The 22,872-nt window shown below is 68.2% G+C and carries 22 protein-coding genes; 11 read left to right on the top strand and 11 right to left on the bottom strand.

Annotation, left to right across the window (positions count from 1 at the left end):
* Positions 1 to 91: 91 nt before the first annotated feature.
* Positions 92 to 454: a hypothetical protein gene (locus tag AMA02S_RS12195; protein WP_067456233.1), complete on the top strand. Its 363-nt coding sequence runs from the start codon at positions 92 to 94 to the stop codon at positions 452 to 454.
* 4 nt (positions 455 to 458) lie between these two features.
* On the top strand, positions 459 to 1,370 hold the full coding sequence (locus tag AMA02S_RS12200) for a hypothetical protein (protein WP_067456236.1): 912 nt from the start codon (positions 459 to 461) through the stop codon (positions 1,368 to 1,370).
* Between the two features lie 22 nt (positions 1,371 to 1,392).
* On the opposite strand, the gene AMA02S_RS12205 is transcribed toward AMA02S_RS12200, so the two are convergent.
* On the bottom strand, positions 1,393 to 2,082 hold the full coding sequence (locus AMA02S_RS12205; protein ID WP_067456240.1) for a DUF4386 family protein: 690 nt from the start codon (positions 2,080 to 2,082) through the stop codon (positions 1,393 to 1,395).
* A 77-nt stretch (positions 2,083 to 2,159) separates the two neighbouring features.
* Between AMA02S_RS12205 and AMA02S_RS12210 the strand changes: the two genes are divergently transcribed.
* Entirely contained in the window at positions 2,160 to 2,651 is a 492-nt protein-coding gene (locus AMA02S_RS12210) for a MarR family winged helix-turn-helix transcriptional regulator (RefSeq protein ID WP_067456242.1), read from the top strand.
* Between the two features lie 60 nt (positions 2,652 to 2,711).
* On the opposite strand, the gene AMA02S_RS12215 is transcribed toward AMA02S_RS12210, so the two are convergent.
* Together AMA02S_RS12215 and AMA02S_RS12220 are read right to left on the bottom strand one after the other, a co-directional pair.
* A complete protein-coding gene (locus AMA02S_RS12215) occupies positions 2,712 to 3,128 on the bottom strand; it encodes a DUF3052 family protein (RefSeq protein ID WP_067456245.1) in 417 nt (138 codons plus the stop codon).
* A 145-nt stretch (positions 3,129 to 3,273) separates the two neighbouring features.
* Positions 3,274 to 5,127, bottom strand: a complete 1,854-nt coding sequence (locus tag AMA02S_RS12220; protein WP_067456248.1) for an amidohydrolase — start codon at positions 5,125 to 5,127, stop codon at positions 3,274 to 3,276.
* 785 nt (positions 5,128 to 5,912) lie between these two features.
* On the opposite strand from AMA02S_RS12220, the gene AMA02S_RS12225 reads away from it, so the two are divergent.
* Both AMA02S_RS12225 and AMA02S_RS12230 read left to right on the top strand, forming a co-directional pair.
* Positions 5,913 to 6,839 (top strand): diacylglycerol/lipid kinase family protein, encoded by a 927-nt coding sequence (locus AMA02S_RS12225; protein ID WP_067456251.1) that lies wholly within the window; start codon positions 5,913 to 5,915, stop codon positions 6,837 to 6,839.
* A gap of 170 nt (positions 6,840 to 7,009) precedes the next feature.
* Positions 7,010 to 8,068, top strand: coding sequence for an L-type lectin family protein (locus tag AMA02S_RS12230; protein ID WP_067456254.1), 1,059 nt, complete (start codon positions 7,010 to 7,012; stop codon positions 8,066 to 8,068).
* 72 nt (positions 8,069 to 8,140) lie between these two features.
* On the opposite strand, the gene AMA02S_RS12235 is transcribed toward AMA02S_RS12230, so the two are convergent.
* Together AMA02S_RS12235 and AMA02S_RS12240 are read right to left on the bottom strand one after the other, a co-directional pair.
* A complete protein-coding gene (locus AMA02S_RS12235; protein ID WP_067456256.1) occupies positions 8,141 to 9,016 on the bottom strand; it encodes a transporter substrate-binding domain-containing protein in 876 nt (291 codons plus the stop codon).
* 47 nt (positions 9,017 to 9,063) lie between these two features.
* Positions 9,064 to 10,374, bottom strand: coding sequence for a hypothetical protein (locus AMA02S_RS12240; RefSeq protein ID WP_157430527.1), 1,311 nt, complete (start codon positions 10,372 to 10,374; stop codon positions 9,064 to 9,066).
* An 848-nt stretch (positions 10,375 to 11,222) separates the two neighbouring features.
* On the opposite strand from AMA02S_RS12240, the gene AMA02S_RS12245 reads away from it, so the two are divergent.
* Together AMA02S_RS12245 and AMA02S_RS12250 are read left to right on the top strand one after the other, a co-directional pair.
* Positions 11,223 to 11,942 carry a nucleotidyl cyclase domain-containing protein gene (locus AMA02S_RS12245; RefSeq protein ID WP_067456262.1) on the top strand — a complete coding sequence of 240 codons (720 nt, stop codon included), beginning with the start codon at positions 11,223 to 11,225 and terminating at the stop codon, positions 11,940 to 11,942.
* A 460-nt stretch (positions 11,943 to 12,402) separates the two neighbouring features.
* On the top strand, positions 12,403 to 13,026 hold the full coding sequence (locus tag AMA02S_RS12250) for a hypothetical protein (protein WP_067456266.1): 624 nt from the start codon (positions 12,403 to 12,405) through the stop codon (positions 13,024 to 13,026).
* A gap of 273 nt (positions 13,027 to 13,299) precedes the next feature.
* Here AMA02S_RS12250 and AMA02S_RS12255 read toward each other — a convergent pair whose 3' ends face one another.
* Together AMA02S_RS12255 and AMA02S_RS12260 are read right to left on the bottom strand one after the other, a co-directional pair.
* Complete coding sequence (locus AMA02S_RS12255; protein WP_067456269.1) at positions 13,300 to 13,497, bottom strand: DUF397 domain-containing protein; 198 nt, start codon at positions 13,495 to 13,497, stop codon at positions 13,300 to 13,302.
* Positions 13,497 to 14,312: a helix-turn-helix domain-containing protein gene (locus AMA02S_RS12260; protein ID WP_067456272.1), complete on the bottom strand. Its 816-nt coding sequence runs from the start codon at positions 14,310 to 14,312 to the stop codon at positions 13,497 to 13,499. The genes AMA02S_RS12255 and AMA02S_RS12260 overlap by 1 nt, the downstream gene beginning before the upstream one ends.
* A 697-nt stretch (positions 14,313 to 15,009) precedes the next feature.
* On the opposite strand from AMA02S_RS12260, the gene AMA02S_RS12270 reads away from it, so the two are divergent.
* The 4 genes from AMA02S_RS12270 to AMA02S_RS12280 all read left to right on the top strand — a co-directional run bounded on the left by AMA02S_RS12270 (position 15,010) and on the right by AMA02S_RS12280 (position 19,169).
* Positions 15,010 to 15,384, top strand: coding sequence for a hypothetical protein (locus AMA02S_RS12270; RefSeq protein WP_067456278.1), 375 nt, complete (start codon positions 15,010 to 15,012; stop codon positions 15,382 to 15,384).
* A gap of 1,183 nt (positions 15,385 to 16,567) precedes the next feature.
* Entirely contained in the window at positions 16,568 to 17,698 is a 1,131-nt protein-coding gene (locus AMA02S_RS12275) for an ABC transporter substrate-binding protein (RefSeq protein WP_245667502.1), read from the top strand.
* Positions 17,699 to 17,859: 161 nt separating this feature from the next.
* A complete protein-coding gene (locus tag AMA02S_RS41640; RefSeq protein ID WP_157430529.1) occupies positions 17,860 to 18,096 on the top strand; it encodes a hypothetical protein in 237 nt (78 codons plus the stop codon).
* Between the two features lie 86 nt (positions 18,097 to 18,182).
* Entirely contained in the window at positions 18,183 to 19,169 is a 987-nt protein-coding gene (locus tag AMA02S_RS12280; protein ID WP_067456282.1) for a pentapeptide repeat-containing protein, read from the top strand.
* A 255-nt stretch (positions 19,170 to 19,424) separates the two neighbouring features.
* On the opposite strand, the gene AMA02S_RS12285 is transcribed toward AMA02S_RS12280, so the two are convergent.
* From AMA02S_RS12285 to AMA02S_RS12300, 4 genes are all read right to left on the bottom strand, one after another.
* On the bottom strand, positions 19,425 to 20,057 hold the full coding sequence (locus AMA02S_RS12285; protein ID WP_084265016.1) for a GPR1/FUN34/YaaH family transporter: 633 nt from the start codon (positions 20,055 to 20,057) through the stop codon (positions 19,425 to 19,427).
* Positions 20,058 to 20,179: 122 nt separating this feature from the next.
* On the bottom strand, positions 20,180 to 20,614 hold the full coding sequence (locus AMA02S_RS12290) for an FmdB family zinc ribbon protein (protein ID WP_067456289.1): 435 nt from the start codon (positions 20,612 to 20,614) through the stop codon (positions 20,180 to 20,182).
* Positions 20,615 to 20,616: 2 nt separating this feature from the next.
* Positions 20,617 to 21,906: a hydroxyacid-oxoacid transhydrogenase gene (locus AMA02S_RS12295; RefSeq protein ID WP_067456292.1), complete on the bottom strand. Its 1,290-nt coding sequence runs from the start codon at positions 21,904 to 21,906 to the stop codon at positions 20,617 to 20,619.
* Positions 21,907 to 21,927: 21 nt separating this feature from the next.
* Positions 21,928 to 22,740 carry an N-acyl homoserine lactonase family protein gene (locus AMA02S_RS12300; protein WP_067456295.1) on the bottom strand — a complete coding sequence of 271 codons (813 nt, stop codon included), beginning with the start codon at positions 22,738 to 22,740 and terminating at the stop codon, positions 21,928 to 21,930.
* Between the last annotated feature and the right edge of the window lie 132 nt (positions 22,741 to 22,872).

Raw genomic sequence — 22,872 nt, forward strand, 5'->3', positions numbered from 1 at the left:
GAATCCTAGCCACCCGGCCAAGGCGATTATCTCGGCTCGCAGAATCGGGACTTGACGGCCTCCCGCCGTCTGGGGATAACGTTCCCGTCCCGTGGAGGAAGTGCGCGGGAATCCCGCCGAACGAGTGGCGCTGAGCGCGTTGTGCGATGAACTGCCCGCGTTGCGGGAGCAGTGCGCCACAGAGCCCGGGGAGAAACGGCTGCTGCTGGCCAGGATCGAGACCGAGGCCCGCGCCCGCAGGCCGATCCTCGCACTGCTCGGTGAGCTGTTGGGCACCGGTGAGACGGGCGCCGTGCGCGGGCTCGGCGCCGGCCTGCCCGGCGCCGGGCCGGGACGAGCCGACGAAGAGGAATTCGCCTGCCCGGACGGTGCCTGCGACCGCATCGCCGTGGCCGTCCCCGCCGGCCCCGTCCCGCACTGCCTGCTCACCGGCCTGCCGATGGCCGGGCACTGACGGCATGGGGAACTTCTTCGGCGAGCTGGCGAAGAAGCTGGCCGAGCGGTGGGTCGGCCTCCTCGCCGTCCCCGGTCTGCTGTTCGTCGCCTGCGCCTGGGCCGGTGTCCAGCTCGGATGGGGTCACGCCCTCGACACCGGGCTCCTGGCCGCGAAGGCCACGAAGCTCGGGTCCGCCCTGGGCGGAAAGCCCGGCCCGTCCCGCGTGCTGGCCCTGGTCGGGCTGCTCCTCGCCTCCTGCGGCGTCGGCCTGGTGGTCCAGGCGCTCACCGGCCCCGTCCGCGCCTGCTGGCTGGGGCGGTGGCCGCCGGGGCTCGGCTGGGCCCGACGCCGCCGCACCGCCGCCCGGGCACGACGCTGGGACCGCCTGGTGACCGAGCGCAGGGACCTGCAAGATCGTTACCCGAGGACGACCCGCACGGCCGAGCAGCAGTCCGCCATCGACGCCGCCGCGGAGCGCATCAACCGGCTGTCCCTGGCCGCCCCCGCCCGCCCCACCTGGATGGGCGACCGCGTAGCCGCCGTGGACCGAATCGCCCTTGACCGCTACGGGCTGGACCTCCGGTTCGGCTGGTCCCGCCTATGGCTGGTCCTGCCCGACACCGTCCGCGCCGAGCTCGTCGCGGCCAACGGACAGTTCGCCGCCACCGTGGTCACCGCCGCCTGGGCGCTGCCCTACCTCGCCCTGGGCGTCTGGTGGTGGCCCGCCCTCCTGATCGCGCTCACCGTCGGCCTGACGGGATGGACCCGCGCCCGGACGGCGATGGCGGAACTGACCGACCTCAGCGAGGCCGCCCTGGACCTGCACGGCCGCACCCTGGCCCTGGCCCTGGGAACCGTCCCGCCGGAAAGCTTCGGCCCCCTCACCTCACCCGAGGGCAAGCAGGTGACCCGCCACATCCGCAAAGGCCGTTGATCACCCTGGCTGACCATCCCGCCTACCGGACGCGGTGGCGGGTCCGGGGCAGCAGGGCCGCCGCGAACACCAGCCACACCCCGCCGCCGAAACGGACGATGGGGAGCAGGAAAGCGAGGCCGGGGACCAGCAGGGTCAGCGTGGAGACCATGCCGACGGCGGCCAGGACCAACCCGGTCCAGGTCAGCGGCTTGGGCAGCAGACCGGCGAGCAGACCGGTCACCGCCACCCCCGCGATGAGCAGGGCGAAGCTCACGGCATAGGTGGGCCCGCCGGAGATGAACGACAGGTCGGCGAGGGCCCGGGCGAGCGCGGGGCTCGCGTCGCGCGGCAGCCGTCCGCCCGTCCAGGTGAGCATCGCACTGACGAACAGCGCCATGGCGGCCAGAACACCGCCGACCAGCGTGATCGCCGAGCCGGGCGCGGTGATGCCCAGAGCGCGCAGCCGCCGGTAGAAGACGGCCGCCGTCAACGCCAGCGGAACCGCCGAGGACAGCAGCAGGAAGGCGCCGGCCTTGACGGTCGTGGCGTGCCCCCGGACATAGGTCAGGACCTCGGCGCCGGACGCGTCCGGGTGCGGTGTGGACCGGTTGGCCACGACATAGGCAATGGTCAGCACGGTGAAAGCAGCGACGGGGACCAGCAGCGGCGGCCCGGACTGCGGGCGCCGGGCCGGTGTCGTGGGGCGCTGCTCGGCAGCAACGGTGGTCATGTCTCCTCCTCGACAATCGATACACTTCAGATAATGATTACATTTTAGAACGATTGTCAAGTGAGTATGATGTCCACATGAGCACGAAGCCCGACGTCGACCCGCCCCGTCCCCCGACGGGCGCGGCGTTCCTGGTGGCCCAGCTCGGGGCGCACGCGGCGGCCCTGTTCGGCGACCGGATCGCCGGGCTGGACCTGACGCCTCCGCAGGCCGGACTGCTACGCCTGCTGGCCGGGACTCCGGGACGCAGCCAGCGCGAACTCGCCGACGCCCTCGGCATGCCCCCCAGTCGCTTCGTCCCCTTCGCCGACGGGCTGGAGGAACGAGGACTGATCGAGCGCCGCCGGAATCCCCGGGACCGCCGCCTGCACGCGCTGCACCTGACGGACCAGGGCGTCGCCCTGCTGGCCAAGGTCGGTGACGCCGGAGCGGCACACGAACAGCAGTTCTGCCAGGCGCTCTCCCCGGCCGAGCACCGGCAACTGATCTCGCTGCTCGGCCGCATCGCCGACCAGCAGGGCCTCACTCCCGGAGTCCACCCGGGCTACCGGACATTCCGCCCGCACTGAGCGGCCGGCCCGAAGGGGCCACAGGTGGGAGGCGCCTATGGCCGGGAGTATGGCCGGGAGCTATGGCCGGGAGCCGCGGTTCTCCTTGCGGCGGACGAACTTCAACCCCGACCAGTCGTCCGCCAGCGCGGCGACCTTCACATCGACCACGCCCAGCGGCAGGAAGAGCTCGCGCAGCGCGTTCTCGGTGATGTCACTGTTGTGCCCCGCCGCCCGGCGGGGCCAGGCGATCCAGACCATGGCATGATCCGCCAGATCCGCGACCAGCCGCGGCCCCTCGGACGCCAGCTCGTCGAGCTCCCGGTAGAAGGCCAGGGTGACGTCAGCGTTCGCCGGGCCTCCGTCGGTCACGGTGCAGTCCTCGGGAAGGCCGGGGATGGTCCACTGCTCCGGGCGGTGGGTGAGGTGCACTCGGTCGCCGGGCTTGATGCCGATCTTCTTGGCGAGCGGGGTACCCGAATATCCGGAGGAGGCCACGGCGCAACTGTAACCCGCCCCCCATTGTGATGTTGATAAACAGCCGCAGTGAAGCTTGGCACAGCGTGTACTGAAACGCGGCGGCCTTTCGGCGCCGGACGGAAAAGGCCGGGGAGGTTCCTCTCCCCGGCCCCCGGCAAGTGCTCTATCCGGAAATCTCCTCGGCGAGCTGGCAGCAGCACCTGTCGCCGGCCTGGCAGTTGTGCCCTGCCTTGCCGCCTTGGACGAACGCCGCGGGAACAGCCGCCGTCCGGGCGCCGCTCGGCCGCTCGTAGACGACCCGGCCTCCGACCACCGTCGCGGTCACCTGGAGGTTCTCAAGACCGTGCGGGTCACGGCCGAGCACATCACCGCCGACGATGCAGATGTCGGCCGCCTTCCCGGGTTCGAGCGTGCCCTTCCAGCGTTCCGCGTGGTCCTGCCATGCCGCCGTGCGGGTGTAGGTGGCCAGCGCCTCCGGTAGTGCGATGCGCTCCGCCTTCCCGGCAACGCTGCCGTCCGCTCCTTCCCGGAGAACGGCCGTCATGACACCGCGCAGCCAATGGGGCGCCACCACCGGCGCGTCCGATCCGGACGTCACCTTGACGCCCGCCTGGAGCGCGCTGCGGTACGGCCACTGGTACTCCGTCAGCGCGGGGCCGATGATCGATTCGAGGACGCGCCCCTGTAGGTAGAGGATCTCCGCGTTCAGGTTCGCGCCGATGTCGTGGCGCGCCATCGTCCGCAGCGTCCGCGCCGACGGGAAATTGCAGTGGATCACATAGTGGCGCAGGTCCGCCCGGTGCCAGTGCGCTCCGCCCGCCTTGACATAACCCGCGACCACCGCGTCGGTCGTGGCGTCGCCGCACGCGTGCGTACCGACCTGGAAACCGCCCTTGACGGCGATATTGATCATTTCATGTAGGTTCGCGACCTGCTCGGCCTGTGACGCGCCCTCGATGGTGAGGCTGCCGTTGGCCCCGTTCAGGTACGGCTTGTTCATCCACGCGGTCCTGAACCGGGGGATGCCGTCCGCGAAGACCTTCACACCGGCGACGCGGAGCGTCTGGGGATCGACCCCGCGGAGAGGCTGGTAGGCGTCCAGGACGGCGCGCAGCGACCGCGGCCCGGTTCCGCTCCCCAGCAGCGCGGTGAGACGGAACGGAAGCGCTCCGGCACGCGCCTTCTCGGCGTAGATCGCCAACGTGTCCAGGTTGATGCCCGGTTCGGTGGCGCTCGTGACGCCCAGAGAGTGCAGGACCTTGATGGCGGCGTCGATGGCCCGCGCGCGCTCGTCCCGGGTGAACGGCGGGACGATGCCGCTCACAAGGCTCTGCGCGGTCTCGCGCAGGACGCCGGTGGGCTCACCGTTCGCGTCCTTGTCGATGACGCCGCCCGGCGGCGGAACGGTGTTGCGGGTGATGCCGGCCTTCCGCAGCACGACCGAGTTCACGGACGTCGCGTGCCCCGAGAAGTCGTTGAGGATCACCGGATGGTTCCCCGAGACGGGGTCGATGTCGGCGGCGACCGGCGGCCGCGGCAACCGGAGTTCCTGCCATCCCCGGCCGCGGATCCACGAGTCCGGCGTCTGCGCGCCCTCCGCCGCCGAGCGCACCGCGGCGACCAGTTGCTCGATCGTCGCCGTGTCCACGTTGATGTTGAACGGCGCGACGCTCAACCCCTGCGAGGCGAGGTGGAGGTGCGAGTCGTTGATGCCCGGCAGCACCGTGCCACCACCCGCGTCGAGGACCTTCGTCCGGCGGCCCGTGTACCGCTTCATGTCGCGGGCGCTGCCGACGGCGAGGACGCGTCCGTCACGGATCGCGACGGCCTCCGCCTTGCGGAAGTGCTTGTCGAGGACGAGAACACGTCCGTTGTTGATGACGAGGTCGGCGTTGCCGTTGGTGTGCGAGGTCCCCGCGTGCGCGGTCGCGGTCGACAGCATTCCCGTGGCCGCGGTGCCGGCGGTCACGGCCGCGGCCCCGCGCAGTACCTGGCGACGGTCCATCTCAGGGGTCATGACGAGTTTCTCCTTGGGGACTCGTGTCGGGCGTTCTCCATGTCCCGCCGCGCCTGTCATCGATGGGCACACAGGCACGGTGGTGGCCCACGGACGATTCGCACGGCGGAACCGGCATCGCCGCCCGCAGTTTGGGAGGGTGCGGACACCGGTGCGATCAGGCGCTCGTTGTCGTGGTCGGCAGAGAGCATCGGGGGGTGGGGCCGGCGCGGCGGGCGTCGGCGAGCCGGCGTCGGGGGTGCTGTGGCACCGTTCCGCCGAGCGACGGAGGCATGTTCAGGTCCACGTCGCCTGCTGCGAGAAGAGTTCTGGTCCGGCTGGACCGCGGACGATCCCGGATAACACGGCGCACCGCCTGGTGGTGGACAACGTTCCAGGTGAGACCGGTATGGACGGCGAAGTCGGCATGTCCGGGACCTCCCTGAAACGGGTGACCGTGACGAATGTGGACAGTGTCCCCAGCGGTGTTGATGAAGTCAACACTTGACCTGATCAGGCCACCCGGTGTCCATTGGCCAGCCGACGGCAAGACTCATCCCTCTACCCCTCTTTACCTGCAATGATGTGGCCCGAGTCAGTCTTTCGACGACACCGAGGGGAATGGGAAGTCAAGTACTCAGGTCGGGTGTTGTTGTCGTCACCACCTTGAAGGGCCATCATGTGCCGGCGGCATGATCGGGGTGATTGGGGGAAGCAAGGCCGCCGTGAGCTCACCCCCACCTCCCACGCCGCCCGTCCGCCCTGGCGAAGGCCAAGCAGTCCCGCCCCCGTCACCACGCGGACAGATGCTGGTCTTCGTCAACGCCAAAGCCGGTACGCACGACGCCCGGAAGCTGGAGCACATCGCCGGCCTGCTCCGGGACGCCGGACGGCAGGTGACGGTCTGCCCCTGCTCGGCGCCTGACGACCTCGAACGGGCCCTCGACGCGCACGGCCGCGAGGATGGCGAGCGTCCCCCCACCGCAGTGGCGGTGGGCGGCGACGGGTCCATCAACCGGCTCGTGTCGGTCCTGCATCGGCGCGGCGAGCTGGACCGGTGGACGGTCGGGCTCGTGCCCATGGGCACCGGCAACGATCTGGCGCGCAACTTGAGCATCCCGCTGGACCCCGAACGCGCCGCGCGGTTGCTGCTCGACGGCGGTGAGCGCGGGCTCGACCTGCTCGTGGACGACGCCGGCGGCGTGACGCTCAACGCCGTCCACGCCGGGATCGGCGCCGCCGCCGCACAGAGCGCCACGCGGTTCAAGCCGCTGCTGAAAGCCATGGCGTTCCCGGTGGGCGCGATCCTGGCAGGGCTGCGCCATCCCGGGTGGCACCTGCGCGTGGAGGCCGACGGCCGCGTCGTCGACGAGGGCAAGTTCCTGATGGTGGCGTTGAGCAACGCCTCCGGCATCGCCGGGGGGACCGCCGAGCTCGCCGCCGACGGGCACCCCGGCGACGGCGTGCTGGAACTGGTGCTCTCGGCCGCCACCGGCCCTCTCGCCCGCGCCGGCTATGCGCTGCACCTGCGCGGCGGCACCCACCGGCACCGCGACGACGTCCTGCACACCACCGCGCGCAGCGTCACGATCAGCGGCGAGGAGTTCCGGGTCAACAGCGACGGCGAGGTGTCGGAAACGCTGACCCGACGCGCCTGGACGCTGCTCCCGCACGCCTGGCGGATGATCGCTCCTCTCCCGATCCACCCGCCGACCCCTGTCGGCGACAGGTGAAGAAATGACCATTACATGAGATGACACGCATTTCTGCAATATCTGGTCACGCATATCCTCACGAGAATGGCAGTATTCGACTCCGTGCCACGGGGTACATGATCAGCTGAGTGCGATAAAGGGGATCGCTCCGAACTTGCAGAGGAAGAGCCAGCGATATGAGATATGGGGTGACTCGCGTCGTCGCGTCGATCGGGGTGTTCGCGGCCGTCGCGTCGACCGGACATGCGGCGGCGGCGCACCAGGCTCCGGAATCGGTACTGGTCAACGAGTCGTTCACCGGAGTCACCGCAGACTCGCGCTTCATCGGGTACGGCGCCGCCTGCCTGACGGGCGCACCGCGGGGACAGGCGGCGGCGGAGGCCACCAATCATCCGCTCGGGAGATGCCGCCGGGACCCGGCCGGCCCCGTGCCACCGGGCGACGCGGCGCCACGTGGGTACCTCCAGCTCACCGACGCCCATATGGAGGAGACCGGCGCCGCGCTCTTCGACTCGCCGATCCCGGCCGAGGACGGGCTGGAGGTGACCTTCGAGCAGTGGCAGTACGGCAACACCACGCGGGCGCCGGCCGACGGGATCTCGTTCTTCCTCACCGACGGCGCCGCGAGCCTCACCACACCGGGCGCGTTCGGCGGAAGCCTCGGCTACGCCCAGAAACTCCCGGAGGACAGAAGCACCGCCCAGTTCGTCCCCGGCGTCAACGGCGGATACCTCGGTATCGGGCTCGACGTGCTGGGCGACTACTTCGGCGACGGGGAACGGCGCGGGAACGGTTGCGAGAAGCGCTCCCCCGCTGGGACGAGGTTTCGCCCGCCCGCTCCCGGCCCCAACATCGTCACCGCCCGCGGCCCCGGAAACGGCGTCGAGGGGTACTGTCTGCTCGACGCCACGACCAGCAACAAGACCTCTACCGGCCCCTGGCCGTCGACGCTTCCCGGGTACCTTCACGGTGACCTGAAGAAGATGCCCGCCAACGTCACCCCGGCGCGGGCGGAGGCTCTGCTGGAACCGGTGAAACGGGTCATCCGGGTCACGGTGTCACCCGAGCCGAATCCCATGGCGACGGTCGACATCGATTTCCGGGACGGAAGAGGATTCCAGCGAGTACTACGATTCCGCGCTCCCGAACCCGTCCCGGATACCTACAAGTTCGGGTTCGCCGCCTCCACCGGCCCGCTTACCGATGTGCAACTCATCCGCCGGGTCGTCCTGCGTCCCCAGAGTTGACCGAGGGGCCGGCGGCCGGGGTGTTCTCAGATCTTTGATGGTGATTCCGGCGCGCCGCATGAATGCTCGGAGCTATTTGACCGGGGTGGGACGGTTCTCCGCCGTGAGGAACAGGGGGGCGGCTGCGCCCAGGTTCTTGTTCACGATCCTTTCCCATCGGCCGTCTTGGATCATCTGGGTGAGAATCCGGGTGATCAGGGCCCGGTCGATGGGATTGCCCTTGGCCATGCCGATGCCGTATCGCTCGGTGGTGAAGCGCTTGCCGAGCAGGCGGACCTTGCCTTTGTAGCGGGGTTGGTTGGCGTAGCCGGCCAGAATGGAATCGTCGGTGGAGACCGCGTCGACGGTCTTGTCCAGCAGCAGCGGCAGGCAATCGCCGAACCCGTCGACCAGCTTGAGGTGCTTACGGCCCCAGGCGTTGCCGGTCGATTCGGTGCCGCCGAACCTGCTGGCGAGCCGGCGGGGCGAGTTCGAGCCGTCCGCTCCGCAGGTGACCTTGTCCTTGAGGTCGTCGACGTCCGTGATTCGGGTGTCACCGTTACGGGTCAGGACGTCCTGGCCGGCGATGAAGTACGGCCCGGCGAAATCGATGATCTTCAGTCGTTCATCGCTGATGGAGTAGCTGGCGATGATCAGGTGGACCGCCCCTTTGAGGAGCATGTCCTCGCGGTTGCTGGAGACCACCGGCCGGAAGACCGGGGTGTCGTGCAGGGCGGCCGCGACCTCGCGGGCGATGTCGATGTCCAGGCCGTTGCACCGGGTCGCGGCGGGGTTGCACTCCCCGATTCCCGGCTGGTCGAACTTGACGCCGATGTTCAGCGCGTTCCGCATCTGGTAGAGGGGCCCGTGCTGGGCCGGCGGCGGGGCGGTGTCCCCGCAGGCGGCCGTGCCGGCTAAGCCGAAGGCCGTGGCGATCACCACGGCCAGCCAACGACGATGCTGGTGCATGCTCTGGGCTTCTTCGGAGTGAGGGAGATGCGGTCGGTGAAGCGGTGTCAGTCGGTCGCGGTGGCCTGGGAGCCGGTGGGATCCAGGCGCAGGGTGCATCCAGGGTCGGTGCGCAGGTCGGTGACGATGAGCTGGAGGCTGCGGCTGCCGTGCTTGCCCAGGGGGATCTCCTGGTTGAGGGTCGTCTGACTCGGCTGGGAGGTGAACGAGCGCAGGATCTGCCCGTCGGCCTTGACCTGCGCGGTGATCTGCATACCGAAGGTGCAGGGCGAGATCTGTTCGGTGGGCAGTACCTTGAGCGCCAGGTGCAGGGTCCAGGTCCGGTGCGCGGGCAACGAACGGAAGTCAAGCGTCGCCCGCTGCTGGGCCGCGGACCGATCGGCCTTGGTGATCTGCTGCGTGGGAACGGCCAACTGCACCGTGTACGTCGACGGGCCGCGGAGCATCCAGCCCGCGGCGCCTCCAGCCAGCAGTACTCCACCCACCACGGCCGCCAACGCGATCCCGCGCAGACGTTGCCGGACAGCCCTGATCCTCGCCGCGCCCAGGGAAGGCCCCCGCTGAACGGCACGATCTATCTGATCAACACGGGTACCGGCCGGCGAGCGGGGGTGCACCACGTCCTGCGGGGGGACGGGCAAGGGCTCGTCCGCGTCGCCGACACCACGGGTCGCTGGGGCGGGCGGCGGCGTGCTGGTGTCGATCACCGGCGGCGGCTGGACGTCCACGGGGGCGTCGGGGCCACCATCCCGGGACTCAGGGGCGGCGGGGAGGGTCCCGCTCTGGGTCAGTTCCTCCAGAGCGGCGTCGAAGTAGCCCCAGACTGTGGGGGCCTGGCCGCCGGTCTGCGGCAGGCGACCCTGGTCTGCCTGTAACCACCAGTCCTGCCAGGAGCGGCGCGTTCCGTAATCGCCCTGCCGGTATCCCTTCGGGTCTTTCTCTTCCAGGATCGCCAGGAACACGTCCACACAGACCTCGACGCGCGGTTTGGCGGGCATCGCTCCCCCGGCCGGTGCCCGCCCGGTGACCAGTTCCCCGATCCGCTGTCCGCCGGCCTTCCGTCGGTTGGCGTCCACTCGCGCCAGCCGGCTGAACTCCACGGCCTCTTTGCGGACGATGAGCGCCCGCAACTCCTGGACCTGCAGCTCCCGGTCTTGTCCCGGTCGCTCCCGTAACTCGGCTTCCTTCTCCGGGAGTGCCGTCTGGGCCTCCCGGCCCGCGATCAGCCAGTCGCACAGCCGCCGTTCGACCTCCGCATGTGACACACCGTAGGAGTAGACGACCAGGTCGAGGGCACGCAGCATCGCGACGAAATGCACCGTCGCCTGTTTGGGTTCCCGCTTCACGGCTACTGCCACCAGGACCTCCCGGCACTTCCCGGCCGCCCGCGCCCTGGGCGGACCAGGGAATCGTCGGGAACCGTCTCCTCACTCAGGATAACCCCCCAAGCACCGGACGAGCGTGGCCCAAAGCGGCACCGACCACCAGCAGTGACGGGGACCCCCGGCCATCCCGCGCTCTCCCGGACGGCTACAGGCTCTCCCAACCGGATATCCCAGGTCCCCGGCACCCAACCATTCAGCGCAAACCCCGAGCTCCCGGCTCACACGCCCCCCTCATCACAGCCAGGACGCCTCCTGAACCTCTCGTCGCGGACGGCCGGGACTCCGCCACGCCCTCTGCCCGAAGCCCCCCGTGATCCGCGGGGAATTGCCGGCAGGCGACATCCGGGAGGGAGATCACGGGACATCCACCCGCCGGGACGAAGGGACGCGCAATTCTCGTCAAGGACAGGGAGGCCCGGGACCAGCACAAACAGGGCTGGATCCGGTAGTGGCCGGGGACATGCGGGCCCGCCAGGGCGACCACTACACAAAGGGCACCAATACCGGAAAGAACCGCCCGCAGGCGGGGCTGCCACACAATCGCCAGCCGGAAACCGATCAATTAGCGTCGATCTCAACTGCACAAAGGCCCTCGCGCCGAGCAGTGGTCTCACACTCACACCCCCGATCGTGAGGTGATCACAGGAGATGTCACGCCAGGCACATCACCGCGCCCGGACCCTCCGATGCTTTGACGCCCTCTGAGCGGAGGGCCCACGGACCCCCGGTAGCTGGGCCAACAGCCACCTCGGGGACATCGGAACGCGGCCCACCCGCCCAGAAGGCAACCTCCGCAGACCACAATCCGAGAGGTCAGTCCCATGACATACCCCGGCGCACCATCACACCACCACCCATCGACGCCCCAACCCGATACACCGCAGGCCGGACCGATCCAGGACGGAGCCGCGGCCCCGTCGCTGACGCCCTGCGGCGCGTACCACCCGATCGTCTTCTTCGACATCGCGGCCTTCGGCAACTCCAGCCGAGACAACGACATCCAGCGGTTCGTCCGCTCGGGTCTCTACCAGATCCTGCACTGCGCCTTCGGGCACGTCGGCGCCCCGCCGACCGCCTACTACCGGCAGGACTACGGCGACGGGGTTCTGGCCATCTTCCCTCCGACGATCCCCGCCGACACCATCGCGGCTCTGCCGCTCTGGCTGCACCGCGAGATCCGGCGCTACAACAAGTGCGCCAGTCCCATCGCCCACATCCAGCTGCGCGCCGCCTTCCACGTCGGCCCGGTCTACTGGGATGACCACGGCGCCTACGGCCAGGCGGTCATCCACGCCGCCCGGCTCATCGACGCCCAACCCGTCAGGGAGGCACTCGCCTCGACCGGCGCCGACCTGGCCTTCGTGATCTCCGGGCTGGTGTACAACGACGTCATCCAGCACCATCCCCAACTCGCCGACCCCCCGTACCGCAGCCTCACCGCCCGCGTCAAAGAGTCCACGATCACCGCCTGGCTCACCCTCCCCGACGCCCCGTCCCCCGATCATCAACACCACCTCGTCGCCGTCACGGACCTGCACTGAACGGACCACCACACCCCGACGCTCAAGGGCATCTACAGTGAGGTTCATACGGCGACCAAGCGGAGAGCAATTCGCGAACTCGGTCAGCAGCTTGAAGAAGCCGTGCTGGACTTCGCTGTACGCAGACCAAGAGGCCGACTCCACCGCGATACCGGCCTTTGACCGTCGGAGTCCGGGGCAATCCCGGAAACGCCGGGGGGCCACCCAGGAAGACGCTTCAGCGTCGACCAGGGTGGCCCGACTCGTGCGCACCACCGGCCCGACCAGTTCGTGATCTTCCCGTTCTGGTGGCGGTGATGTGGAACAGGGATGCGCTCATGGCGACATTGACGGCCCTGGCGGCCACCGGCGGCGTGACCCAGTCTTTGCGAGGCTTGCTCAGTTGGGCGGTGGCACCCTGGGTAGGGTGGTACCAAATAGGATCTTTCGACCCATTTGGGAAGTGTTTCCTATGACTGGGATGTTGAAGGCCCCCCGTACCCGGGGCCTGATCAGCGGCCTGTTGCTGGTGCTGTTGGCGCTGTGGGGCGGGCTCATACCGTTCGTCGGTCCCTACTTCGACTTCGGGTTCGGCTCGAGCGACGCATGGGTGTACACCTCGGATCGCCTGGTGCTGTGCATCCTCCCGGCGATCGCCGTGGGTGTGGGCGGGCTGATCCTGCTCGCCAGTTCCAACCGCCCCATCGCCTTGATCGGTTCCTGGCTGGCCATTCTGGGAGGTCTGTGGTTCGTGGTGGGTACCACGATCGCCGCCCTCTGGGACGGCAGCCTGGGGTCGGCGCTGGGTGGCCAGACACGTCAGATCGCCGAACAGCTGTCGTTCTTCCAGGGCCTCGGCGCCATCATCATCTTCCTGGCGGCGGTGGCGCTCGGGCGCTTCCTGGTGGTCGGGGTGCGGGAGGTGCGGCAAGCGGAGAGCAGGCGAGCGGCTACCGAGCGGGCCGGCCCCGCGGACGCCCACGCCGGCGAAGGATCCACTGCGGCCCCTGAATGGGAGAGGCAGGCAGGCGGCCGCCACGGCAGCCGACGGACGTCGGACCCGGCCGATCCGTCCACGCGCGACGCTCCGCATTCGCGCTGGTGACGCGGCCGCCGCAGCGCAGCCGCGAGAGCCAACATCGTCAGGGTTGACGCCGACCGCTGTGCGGGCACGTCGCCGTACCTCCGTGCCCCACAGCAGCGGCCGTGAAGGCCCTGGTCGTGGCGGTCGTCACGCTTCTGATCGGGGCGCACGGCTCCCCTTCGGCTGCGGCCTCTTGGGCACCGCCACCCCATGCGCACGCTCAACCTGATGGAGAAATCTCACCGGCAGCACGAAGCCCCGACCACACGATGCGATCGGGGCTTGCACCGTCCGTCAGAGCAAGTCGTGGCTACCGGCCTTGACGTCGCGGATGAGCGCTCGGAAGGACGCCGGAGAGAGCGCGAGCGCGGGGCCATCGGTGTCCATGCTGTCTCGGATGCCGACGCGGCGGGAGATCGCGGCGACCTCAACACACTCTTGACCGCCGGAGCCTCCGCCACCGCTGTAGCTGGACTTACGCCAGGTGATCATTAAAGACGCTCCATCGCTTGTGCCATGAGTTCCCGGGAGGTATCCCAAGGTAGGGCGCTTGCCCCAATCCGGTCCCAACGTACCCCGAACTCACGGACCTCCGGATCAGCCTGAACGAGCCTGCCCCCGCCCGGAGCCTCGACGAACACCTGGTCTCCGCGTTCCAGGCTCAAGGTGTTGAAAGAGCCGTCAAGCCCCAGGTAGTAGCCCGCAGACTGCTGGACGAAACGTATCGTGACGTTCGGCAGCATGGCAGCCTCGTGCAACCGGGCAATCTGTTCGCGCATCACGTCAGGACCGCCCACGGGTCGATATAGGACGTTCTCGTCAACTACGGCCCACAGGTTTGGCGGGTTGTCTCTGGTCAAGACCTCCTGTCGCTGCATGCGCGCGCGTACGGCCCCTTCGACGTCTTTGACGAGTCGCGAAGACGTAAGCAGGGCCCGGGCGTATGCCTCCGTCTGAAGTAGTCCCGGGAAGAGCGAGAGTCGGAAAGTGCGGATCACGAGTGCGCGCTTTTCATGCTTCACGTAGTCCGCGAACCAGTCCGGATCATGAGCCGTTCGCGCATATCGGACGAGTCGTCGGAAATGGTGATTGAGTCGGAAGTGTGCGTCAAGCTTGTCCGCGTGATCCTCGTTCATGTTCCAACCATCGCGGGCATGCTCGATGTTCGACACAGTGTGCCGGCTGCATCCCATGACCTGGCCCATCTGCGATAGCGAGAGCCCCTCGCGTTCCCGCCAAAAACGCAGGTCATCGGCAATCCAGTGCTTGAACGACGCATCAGGGTCGAGTGACTGTATGGGAGCCATGGGACACGCTCCGGTGTATCGGGTGTGTTATCGATACGCGACAAGATAGCCCCCAGGCGGAATCCTGTCCCTACGACGTGCCGCGCAACACAAGTTCAAGGCGCAGCGACGATAGGCCCCCACGAGGTGATACCGGGACATGGGCATACACGCGAAACGGACACACACGACTCAACCGCTGGACGGAACCCACGCACACCCCGCGCCTACCGCGGCCTTGGACGCGAACAAGGACCGTCCTTCATGCGGTCTGTTGCCGGTGATCACTTCTGTTCATTCGGAACGCTTGGAGATTCTCCGGGCGGTTCAAAGGTGTTTTTCAGACCTCCGCGTGCGGGACATGGCGTGCGTGCTCGTCGAGGCGGACGGGTACCCGGCGCTGGGCGTCTCCCGCCTGGACGGCATCGGGGGCACGCTCACGCTGGGGTGTGGCTACGTCCCGGCACAAGGGCGGTGGTGGATCACGACGCGTCACGCGGATGGTCGGGTCGTGGGGCTTGCTCCGGCTCGGGAACCGCTCTCGGTGGCCCGACTCGTGATTGCCGAGATGCGGCGGAGGACGGCATGACGGCGGTACAGGACACGGCGGCGATGAATCCGCCCCGGGATCTCGCGCGGATGTTCATCTGGACGCTGCTCTCTGGCGTTGCGTGCGGGGCGGTCGGATGGTTCCTCGGCTTCATCGGGAGAGGTTGAGATGAGTTCCGGCACGATGCTTCCGGCGCGGCTCGCACAGACCGCCGCCGCCGCTTTCGAGGAAGTCATGGCGGCTCAGAAGCAGCCCCGGTCGATGATCCGGCACGTAGCCGACACTGCCCGCGAACGGGCAGAGGCAGCGCTCAAAGACAAGCCAAAGGCTCCTGCGCGAGAAGCGCTCGGCGTGGCCTTCGAGGAGGTCTCTGAGCATGTGCGGACCCTGCTGTATGAGGCCGGACATTTCCCGGGGACGGTCACCAAGATCCGGGACGAGGCTCACAAGCTCGCCTACCAGGTGCACGGAACGGGCGACGCGCGGCATTCAGAGTTCGTCCGAACGGCCCGCAAGCTCGTCCAGGACGGGTCGGACGGATAGCCCCAAGACGTCCGCGTGACAGAGCCGTCCTAACTCGACGTACTCACTACGCGGACCAAGAGCCCGCGCATGAGAGGTCCCATTCCGGGCCCTTCAGCGCGGGCGGCGGGCCTCGGAGCGGCCGGGGTGGTTCTTCTCTCGGGGCCCGCCTAGACGGCTCACGCCGAACGAGTCGAGAGGTTCCCGCGTGAGCGGCGGGCCCTGGGGTGTTGCCCCTCCCCCGGGGTCCGCATCAAGAGCCCGTGCCGAAGTGTTGGGTCCAGTCCCTTCCGCACGGGTAGGCGGGCCCCGGGGGATGCGTCGCGGTGACCGCACCCTCCCCGGGGCCCGTACCAACGCTCACGCGCTCGTGACTGGCAACCGAACGAGCGTGTGAGTCCCGTCCAGGGACGTCCCCCCGGCGTCCGCTCGGGCGGGGAGGCCGTCCGGCGCGAGACCCCCGTCCTGTAGCGACCGGCGGGCGCGGTCCGCTGGACGGCAAAGAGCGGCCCCCGGAACACCACTTGAGTTCCGGGGGCCGTTCACCGAACACCGGTGAATATAAGGAGGTCCGCGAACCTTCTGTGCCCATCGCCTAGCAGCGTCCGGCGTGCCGTTCCCAATCTGGGAGCATTACGGGGCGTAGTCAGACGTGGAGTCTTCGACAGCGAGGCCCCGACAGCGGCCATGCGGAAACCACTGTGCAAGCTCGGAAAGCAGCTTAGGTAAGCCATACCGTATTTCACTGCTCTACGGAGATCAAAAAGGGCCGGTTCCCGCTGCGGAACCGGCCTCTGCCCATCGAGATCCCGAGGGCATACCAGGGCTCCCCTTCACAATGGCCCTGAGATCACGCATTTCTGACCCAGTTCGAGGAGGACCAAATGGCTCCTCCACCCCTCGCACGCGTCGTCAGCAGGTAGACGCTCGGCCTGGGTAAACAGGTCGGCAGCCCGTGGTCGTCCGTACGTACCCGCACACGAAATGAGGCGTGCCAAGACTTAGCCAAGCAAAGAAAGTTGTCTCGAACCTGGCAAATCCTGCCGGATTCACTGTGTGGAGTGGTACCCTCACAGCGCTCAACCCCCCATATATCCAACTTCTCACCGCCATAACCGCCCTCGACTTAGGACCGCCCACAGCATCAAAGGTCTCTGTCATGCACATCGAACGCATTCTCGCGGCCGCCACTCTTGTCTTGCCCATGGCAGGGTGTGCCGATGACAACTCGGGGTCCACCCCGGGGCCGATCGAAATTGGCTCGGTCTCGACTCTGAGTGGGCCCGCCACCTTCTCCGAGGCGCCTCAAGCCGCCCGAGCCGTCTTCGATGACGTGAACGCCAAGGGCGGCATCAACGGCCGGAAGATCGCTTACACCGTGGGCGACGACAAGGGCGACCCCGCCACCGCCATGCTCGTCGCCCGCGAGGTCATCCAGAACAAGAAGGCCGTGGCCCTCGCCGGCGGCGCCAGCCTGGTCGACTGCCAGGTTAACGGACCGCTGTACGACCGCAACAAGATCGCTGACATCCGCGGCATCGGCGCGGATCCGGGCTGCTTCGCCTCGCCGAACATCTCGCCGGTCAACACCGGCCCGTTCTTCGGCTCGACCGTGACCCTCTACTACGCCTCCGAGAAGCTGAAGGCCACCAAGGTCTGCGCCTTTTTCACCATTCTCACCGCGAAGGCGTTGGCCGCCTTCCGCGAGGGCGTCGACCGCTGGTCCAAGATCACCGGTAAGAAGCTCGTCGTCAACGACCTGAGCCTGACGACCGCCACCACGAACTACACGCCCTACATACAGCGCGCTCGCAGAGCCGGCTGCCAGGCCGTCCTGTTCAGCGGCCTGGAGCCGATGTCCATCGGCTGGGTCAAGGCCGCGCAGGCCCAGAACATCACCAACATCAAGTGGCTGTTCCTCGCGCCCACCTACACAGTCGAGGCGTCGAAGGTGCTGGGCACCGCCGGCAAAGACGTCATCGCGTTGTCGGAGTTCGAGCCCTACACCGACGAGAAGTCCGTGGCCAACGAGGACTGGCGGGACATCATGACGCGCCACAATGTGCCGCTCACCGCCTTCGCCCAGGGGGGCTACCTCGCCGCCCGGCACCTGATCACCGTGCTGCGCTCGATCAAGGGAGACATCACCCGCGCTGCGGTCACCAAGGCGATGAAGGAGTTCGAGCCACTGGAGACCCCGATGACCGGCATGCCGTACGTGTTCGGAACCGGGAACAGCCACGCCTCCAACCGCGCCGCCAAATTCGTCAGCCCGGACGGGAAGGGCGGCTGGACGGTGTTGACCCCAGAATGGATCAAGCTGCCTGGTACCTGAGTGAGCGATGGCCGACTCGCCAAAAGGTCAGCCTCAAAGCGCGGGCGAGTTGTTGTGGGAGGCCAGGGTGCGGGGTGGCGGTCGCCGTGCAAGCGTCGATCGATGCACTTTGGATGCACGTTGGAAGTGGCCGATGGCACGGGCCTGGGACGGCCCCTCCCTTGTCCAGCGGATCGTCGTGGCTCGCCCCGTCCCAGGAGGGCGATGGCGGTGTCGCGACCATGGGCGATGTCGACGTCCCACTCGTGCGGATCGGCGGGATCGGGTGCGCGCGCCAGCGCCTGCACCAGCCGGTGCACACCAATGGTCCCGTCGTCGAGGGCGAACATGTTGTAGGCCGCCAACGCGCCCAGCGCCTTCTGCACCAGCACCGGGTCCACGATTCCGGCGACCGCTGAACCCGACAATATGCGCGCGCTATCGCGGGTCGGTAATAGTGCGAAAGCCCGGGTTGTGGCTTGTTTCTGCGATGGGGTGGTGCGGTATGAGCGACCGGTTGAGGCGGCTGCACCGCTGGGGGCAGTACGAGTTGGCGCGGCCGCGTGCCCGGGTCATCGGGGTGGTGTTAGCCGGATGGGGTCTGGCCGCGCTGGCGGTGGCGTACACGGTGGCCTTGTGGCGGATGCCCTCCTGGATGGGGGTGTCGGAGCCCAAGGACCGGCACAACGCGCGGTTGCTGGTGGTGTCGGCCGGTGGTGCGGTGGTGGTGGCGATCTCGCTGCTGTACACCGCCCGCTCGTACCGCGGCCAGGTCACCGACCGGTTCACCAAAGCGCTGGAGCGGCTGGGTTCCACCGACATGGACGCCCGGCTGGGTGGTATCCACGCCTTGGCCCACGTCGCCGCCGATTCTCGTGCGCACCATGATGATGTGGTGGAGGTGCTGGAGGCCTTCCTGCGCCGCCGCGCGCCCGCCGCGCGCCCTGACGAGGGCAGCCCCAGCCTGGCCCCACGTCCGCCGCTCCCCGAACGACCCGCCGCCGACGTCCAAGCGACGCTGACCGCGCTGGGGACTCGCCCTCGCCGCCCTGAACGCCGCGTCCTGGACCTCAGTGGCCTGCACCTGCGCCGTGCCCGCCTGGCCTCTGCCGATCTTCACGCCGCGAGTCTGCGAGGTGCGGACCTGGTGCAGGCGGACCTGCGAGGTGTGGATCTGGGACACGCGGACCTGCAGAACGCAGACATGCGGGACGCCCAGATGAGGGGCGCACGCCTGCCAGGCGCGACCTTGAAGGACGTCTGTCTTAGGGGCGCGGATTGCTCAAGGGCACGAACCTGGCGGAGTGACCGGCTGGTTGGAGTCCAACAGCCCCGTGCCCGCCCGCCGATGGTGAGCAGGGGTGGTTACCGAAGCCGCAGCCCCTCATTCCACCGATCCGTCTCACCGCTTGGGGTCGTCCATGAACAGGGGCCAGCTGGTGTTGACGGCCAGGCACATCGACACGCCGCGGTACGGCGGTGCGGCGCTTGAGCCGGGACCGGATGGGCCCGCCTGCGGTCCCGGCGGAGCGGAACGGGAGGCGGGCCCGAGGATGGGCCGGCCTTGACGAGTTGATGACCGGGCCGCCCGAATCACCATCGACGATGCAGACATTCGCGGCGTTGACGCCGATGGCCACGGCTCACCCTGCCGGTCCTATCGGCCTTCACCAGTGGTTGCGGCCGCCGTGCACGCGCCGGATCCGGGACCTCGACCACCCGACGGGCAGGCCCGCCGGTGGTGGCGTCACGTGGTCGCGGGGCTCAGAAGGGCCCGGCCGACGGGGAGGACGATGCGGTCGGTCATGGTGTTGAGGAGGATCGCGGCCGACATGTAGAAGGCGAGGACGGCGTCGAGGACGCCGAGCCAAGCGCCGATCTTGACTGTCACCAGGCCGAATCCCCAGAGGGTGAAGAAGATCATGGCCGCCATGAGCACCGTGAAGACGGTGAAGCCGATGGCGTTCACCAGGGCGGAGCCGATCCACAGGTAGGACGTCAGCAGCGTCCAGGCGATGAAGTACAGCCCCATCGCCTTCTGGAAGTCGTTGCCGAAGTCGAGCAGGTGCGCGTTCATGAGGAGGAAGATCAGGCCGGTGGCGATCCAGAACGCGCCGAACGAGCCGAACACCAGTCCGGTGAACGGGCTTCCGATGCGGAACTCGTGGGCTCCGACCCAGGCTTCGACAGCGCCGAAGGCGAGGCCGGTGGAAAGGAACAGGGGGACGAGGGTGGAGGGCAGTTCGCCGGTGAAGCTCGCCGCGATGAGGAACAGGTTGAGGGCGAACGCGGCAAGCCCGAGCGCCGCGGCGCTGGTGGGTTGGGGTGTCGGTGTCGGCTCCGACGTGTGGACCTGCGGATTGGTCATTGTCTGACTCATGGGTCACCTTGTTTTTGGCCGCGATTGACGGCCGCGGTTGGCACGGGATCTGGCCCTTGATGGAGAAGAGCCACGATGAGCTGCTGGCGACGAACGTCCGGGGGCGGTCGGGGCCAGGTCCGTTACGGAGAGGTCGTGGACGGGCCGGAGGGACGCCCGTGCCCATGCCCGTGTGGATGGGCATGCCGGGCATGGTCACCGGTCGCGATGGGCTGATCGCCTTGCCGGAGTGGAGTGACCTCGTAGGGCCCTTCATGTGCGAGGACCGGTCGTCGATCACCGGCGAGTTCCGGATGTTCGGCTTCGAGCCTGGTCCGCTGCTCGTTGACCTGCTGGAGGTGGTGGATGTACTCGCGGTTCCCGTCATGGGTTCCGCGCCAGGTCTGAGGCATGCTCGCGGCGGCGGGGAGCGTCGTGGTGCCGGACAGCACCGCCGGCGCGGATGGGACGCGGGCCGTGGTCTCGCCGCAGTGCGGGCAGGTGGGCGCGGAGTCGTCGTAGGGCTGCAGTACCTCTGTGCGATGCCCGGACCGGCAGCGGAATTCGTAGATCGGCATGGTTACCAGAGCTCAAGAGAACGATGGAAGATGCCGGCCAGCGCCGTATCGTCGACCGGCCGGGGCGCGATGGCCAGCAGCCGCTGCTGCTTGAGCGCGCCTTCGACGAGGTCGTCGACGTCGGCTGCGGTGAAGCCGACGGCGCTGATGCCGTTGGGGATCTCGATCTCGCGCATCAGCCGGGTCAGGACCGACGGGAGGAAGACGGACAGGTCGGAGGGTTGGTACGCGTCGGGCTCGAGCAGTCTGGCGGCGCGGATGTGCCGTTCGGGGTCGGCGCCGAACGTGTAGCGGAAGGCCTCCGGTGCGGTCAGCGCGACGGACATTCCATGCGGCACCATGGGTTCGTCGCCCGGATAGTCCTTCGGGTGGAAGTCCCGCACCTGCCCGGCGATCGGATAAGCGTTCGCGTGCGGGATGTGGACGCCGGCATTGCCGAAGCCCATTCCGGCGAAGGTCGCGGCCAACGCCATGTCAGCGCGGGCCTGCTTGTCCGAGCCGTCGCGTACGGCACGGCGGAATGACGTGGCCAGCAGGCTGATGGCCTTCTCGCTCCACATGTCGGCGATCGGGTTCGCGCCGCAGTACGGGACCCGTTGCTGGGGCTCCTTGCGCTCGAAGCTGCTGTAGGGACGTGCCGTGTAGCTCTCCAGGGCATGGCAGAGGATGTCCATACCGGCGGCGGCCGTGACGGTGGCCGGCTGGCTCATGGTCAGGTCGGGGTCGATGACCGCGAGGTCGGGACGGAGCAGGGCGTGGCTGATGCCGGTCTTGACGTGCTGGTCGAGGACATCGAGCACGCACACCGTCGTGCTCTCGCTGCCGGTACCGGTCGTGGTGGGTACGGCGACGAGCGTCTTGAGCGGTTGTGTGGGCGCTTTTCCCGCCCCGACGGGGGCGTTGATGTAGTCGGTCAGGTCGCCGGGGTTGGTGGTCAGCAGGTTGACCGCCTTGGCGGTGTCGATGCTCGATCCACCACCGATCGCGACGAAGGCGTCGTAGGGCCCGGTCGAGCGGGCGAACTCCACCGCCGCCCGCATGCTCGCATCGGTGGGTTCGACGTGTGTGCCGTCGTAGATCGCGGCGAGGATGCCGAAGGACGTCATCTGGTCGGCGACCCTTTGCGGCACTCCCGTCGCGGCGACGCCGGTGTCGGTGACGATCAGGACGCGCCGAGCGCCGGTGAGGCTGAGGTCGTAGCCGATCTCGGCGGCGGCACCGCTGCCGAACTTCAGGCGAGGCGCTCCATAGGTGAAGACCGTTTCAGGGTGTGCGGCGGCACTGATGATCATTTGTGACGCTCCGTTCCGCCGCTAGGCGTAGTAGCCGGTGGGCGAGGTGCGCATGGAGCGCAGTTGCGCGGCGTCGTGCCCGAAGACGACGGTGGCGTTGGTCTCCTCGGCGATTCCGCGGATCTTCTCGACCGAGCGGTACCAGGCGGACAGGTCGTTGACGATGGCGGCCGGGACGGCCGGAGGGCCGTAGGAGTCGCCCATGTAGATGGCGTCGGAGGTGAAGATCATGGTCCCGGTGTCGGGGAGGTCGACGCGCAGGGACATCGTTCCGGGCGTGTGTCCGGGGGCCTCCAGGACGGTGACGCCGGGGAGGATGGCGGTGTCGCCCGAGACCGTCTCGAAAGCGTACTTCTCGTAGTCGACCTTCAGATGGGCGCCGTTGAACGCCCCGTCATAGCCGAAGGCCCAGTCCTTCTCCTTGTCGTTGACGATCAGTTTCGCTCCGGTCCGCGCGAACATGTCGATGTTGCCGGCGTGGTCGAAGTGAAGATGTGAGAGCACGAGGTAGTCGATCTGGTCGGGTGAGACGCCGAGCTGGCTGAGGCGGGCGTCCAGGTACTGCTCCTCGGTGACCTGGTCGTAGGGGAAGAACTCCTGCAGCCCGGTCGGCTCCCAGCGTGTCTCCCAGTCGCGGGGGCAACTGGTGTCCCAGAGCAGCACGCCGTCATCGGTCTCGACGAGAACCGCGTGCGTCGTGCACGGGTACCACTCGACCGGGCGATCCTTGTCCGCACGCGGCCGGATGCTGCGGCCTGGCTTGAGCAGCAGCCACGTCAGATCGCAGCTCATCGCGCCGCAGTCCAGCACGTGCAGCTTGTTCGCCGTCGCCATCGCGTCCTCCTCTGTCCTTCGCACCTGGGTCCGTCTCGGTGACGGTCGGTGTTCGTAACGCCGGACACTAGGTTGTAACATGTTAGCTGTCAATGGTTACATAGCAGATATTCCCAGCGCCCCGCGCCGGCG

The sequence above is a fragment of the Actinomadura macra NBRC 14102 genome, assembly GCF_001552215.1.
Taxonomy (GTDB): domain Bacteria; phylum Actinomycetota; class Actinomycetes; order Streptosporangiales; family Streptosporangiaceae; genus Spirillospora; species Spirillospora macra.

Coding starts and splice junctions, on each gene's coding strand:
- AMA02S_RS12200 (WP_067456236.1), top strand. CDS start 459: ATGGGGAACTTCTTCGGCGAGCTGGCGAAGAAGCTGGCCGAGCGGTGG.
- AMA02S_RS12205 (WP_067456240.1), bottom strand. CDS start 2,082: ATGACCACCGTTGCTGCCGAGCAGCGCCCCACGACACCGGCCCGGCGC.
- AMA02S_RS12210 (WP_067456242.1), top strand. CDS start 2,160: ATGAGCACGAAGCCCGACGTCGACCCGCCCCGTCCCCCGACGGGCGCG.
- AMA02S_RS12220 (WP_067456248.1), bottom strand. CDS start 5,127: ATGACCCCTGAGATGGACCGTCGCCAGGTACTGCGCGGGGCCGCGGCC.
- AMA02S_RS12225 (WP_067456251.1), top strand. CDS start 5,913: ATGCTGGTCTTCGTCAACGCCAAAGCCGGTACGCACGACGCCCGGAAG.
- AMA02S_RS12235 (WP_067456256.1), bottom strand. CDS start 9,016: ATGCACCAGCATCGTCGTTGGCTGGCCGTGGTGATCGCCACGGCCTTC.
- AMA02S_RS12245 (WP_067456262.1), top strand. CDS start 11,223: ATGACATACCCCGGCGCACCATCACACCACCACCCATCGACGCCCCAA.
- AMA02S_RS12250 (WP_067456266.1), top strand. CDS start 12,403: ATGTTGAAGGCCCCCCGTACCCGGGGCCTGATCAGCGGCCTGTTGCTG.
- AMA02S_RS12255 (WP_067456269.1), bottom strand. CDS start 13,497: ATGATCACCTGGCGTAAGTCCAGCTACAGCGGTGGCGGAGGCTCCGGC.
- AMA02S_RS12260 (WP_067456272.1), bottom strand. CDS start 14,312: ATGGCTCCCATACAGTCACTCGACCCTGATGCGTCGTTCAAGCACTGG.
- AMA02S_RS12270 (WP_067456278.1), top strand. CDS start 15,010: ATGAGTTCCGGCACGATGCTTCCGGCGCGGCTCGCACAGACCGCCGCC.
- AMA02S_RS12275 (WP_245667502.1), top strand. CDS start 16,568: ATGGCAGGGTGTGCCGATGACAACTCGGGGTCCACCCCGGGGCCGATC.
- AMA02S_RS12280 (WP_067456282.1), top strand. CDS start 18,183: ATGAGCGACCGGTTGAGGCGGCTGCACCGCTGGGGGCAGTACGAGTTG.
- AMA02S_RS12285 (WP_084265016.1), bottom strand. CDS start 20,057: ATGAGTCAGACAATGACCAATCCGCAGGTCCACACGTCGGAGCCGACA.
- AMA02S_RS12290 (WP_067456289.1), bottom strand. CDS start 20,614: ATGCCGATCTACGAATTCCGCTGCCGGTCCGGGCATCGCACAGAGGTA.
- AMA02S_RS12295 (WP_067456292.1), bottom strand. CDS start 21,906: ATGATCATCAGTGCCGCCGCACACCCTGAAACGGTCTTCACCTATGGA.
- AMA02S_RS12300 (WP_067456295.1), bottom strand. CDS start 22,740: ATGGCGACGGCGAACAAGCTGCACGTGCTGGACTGCGGCGCGATGAGC.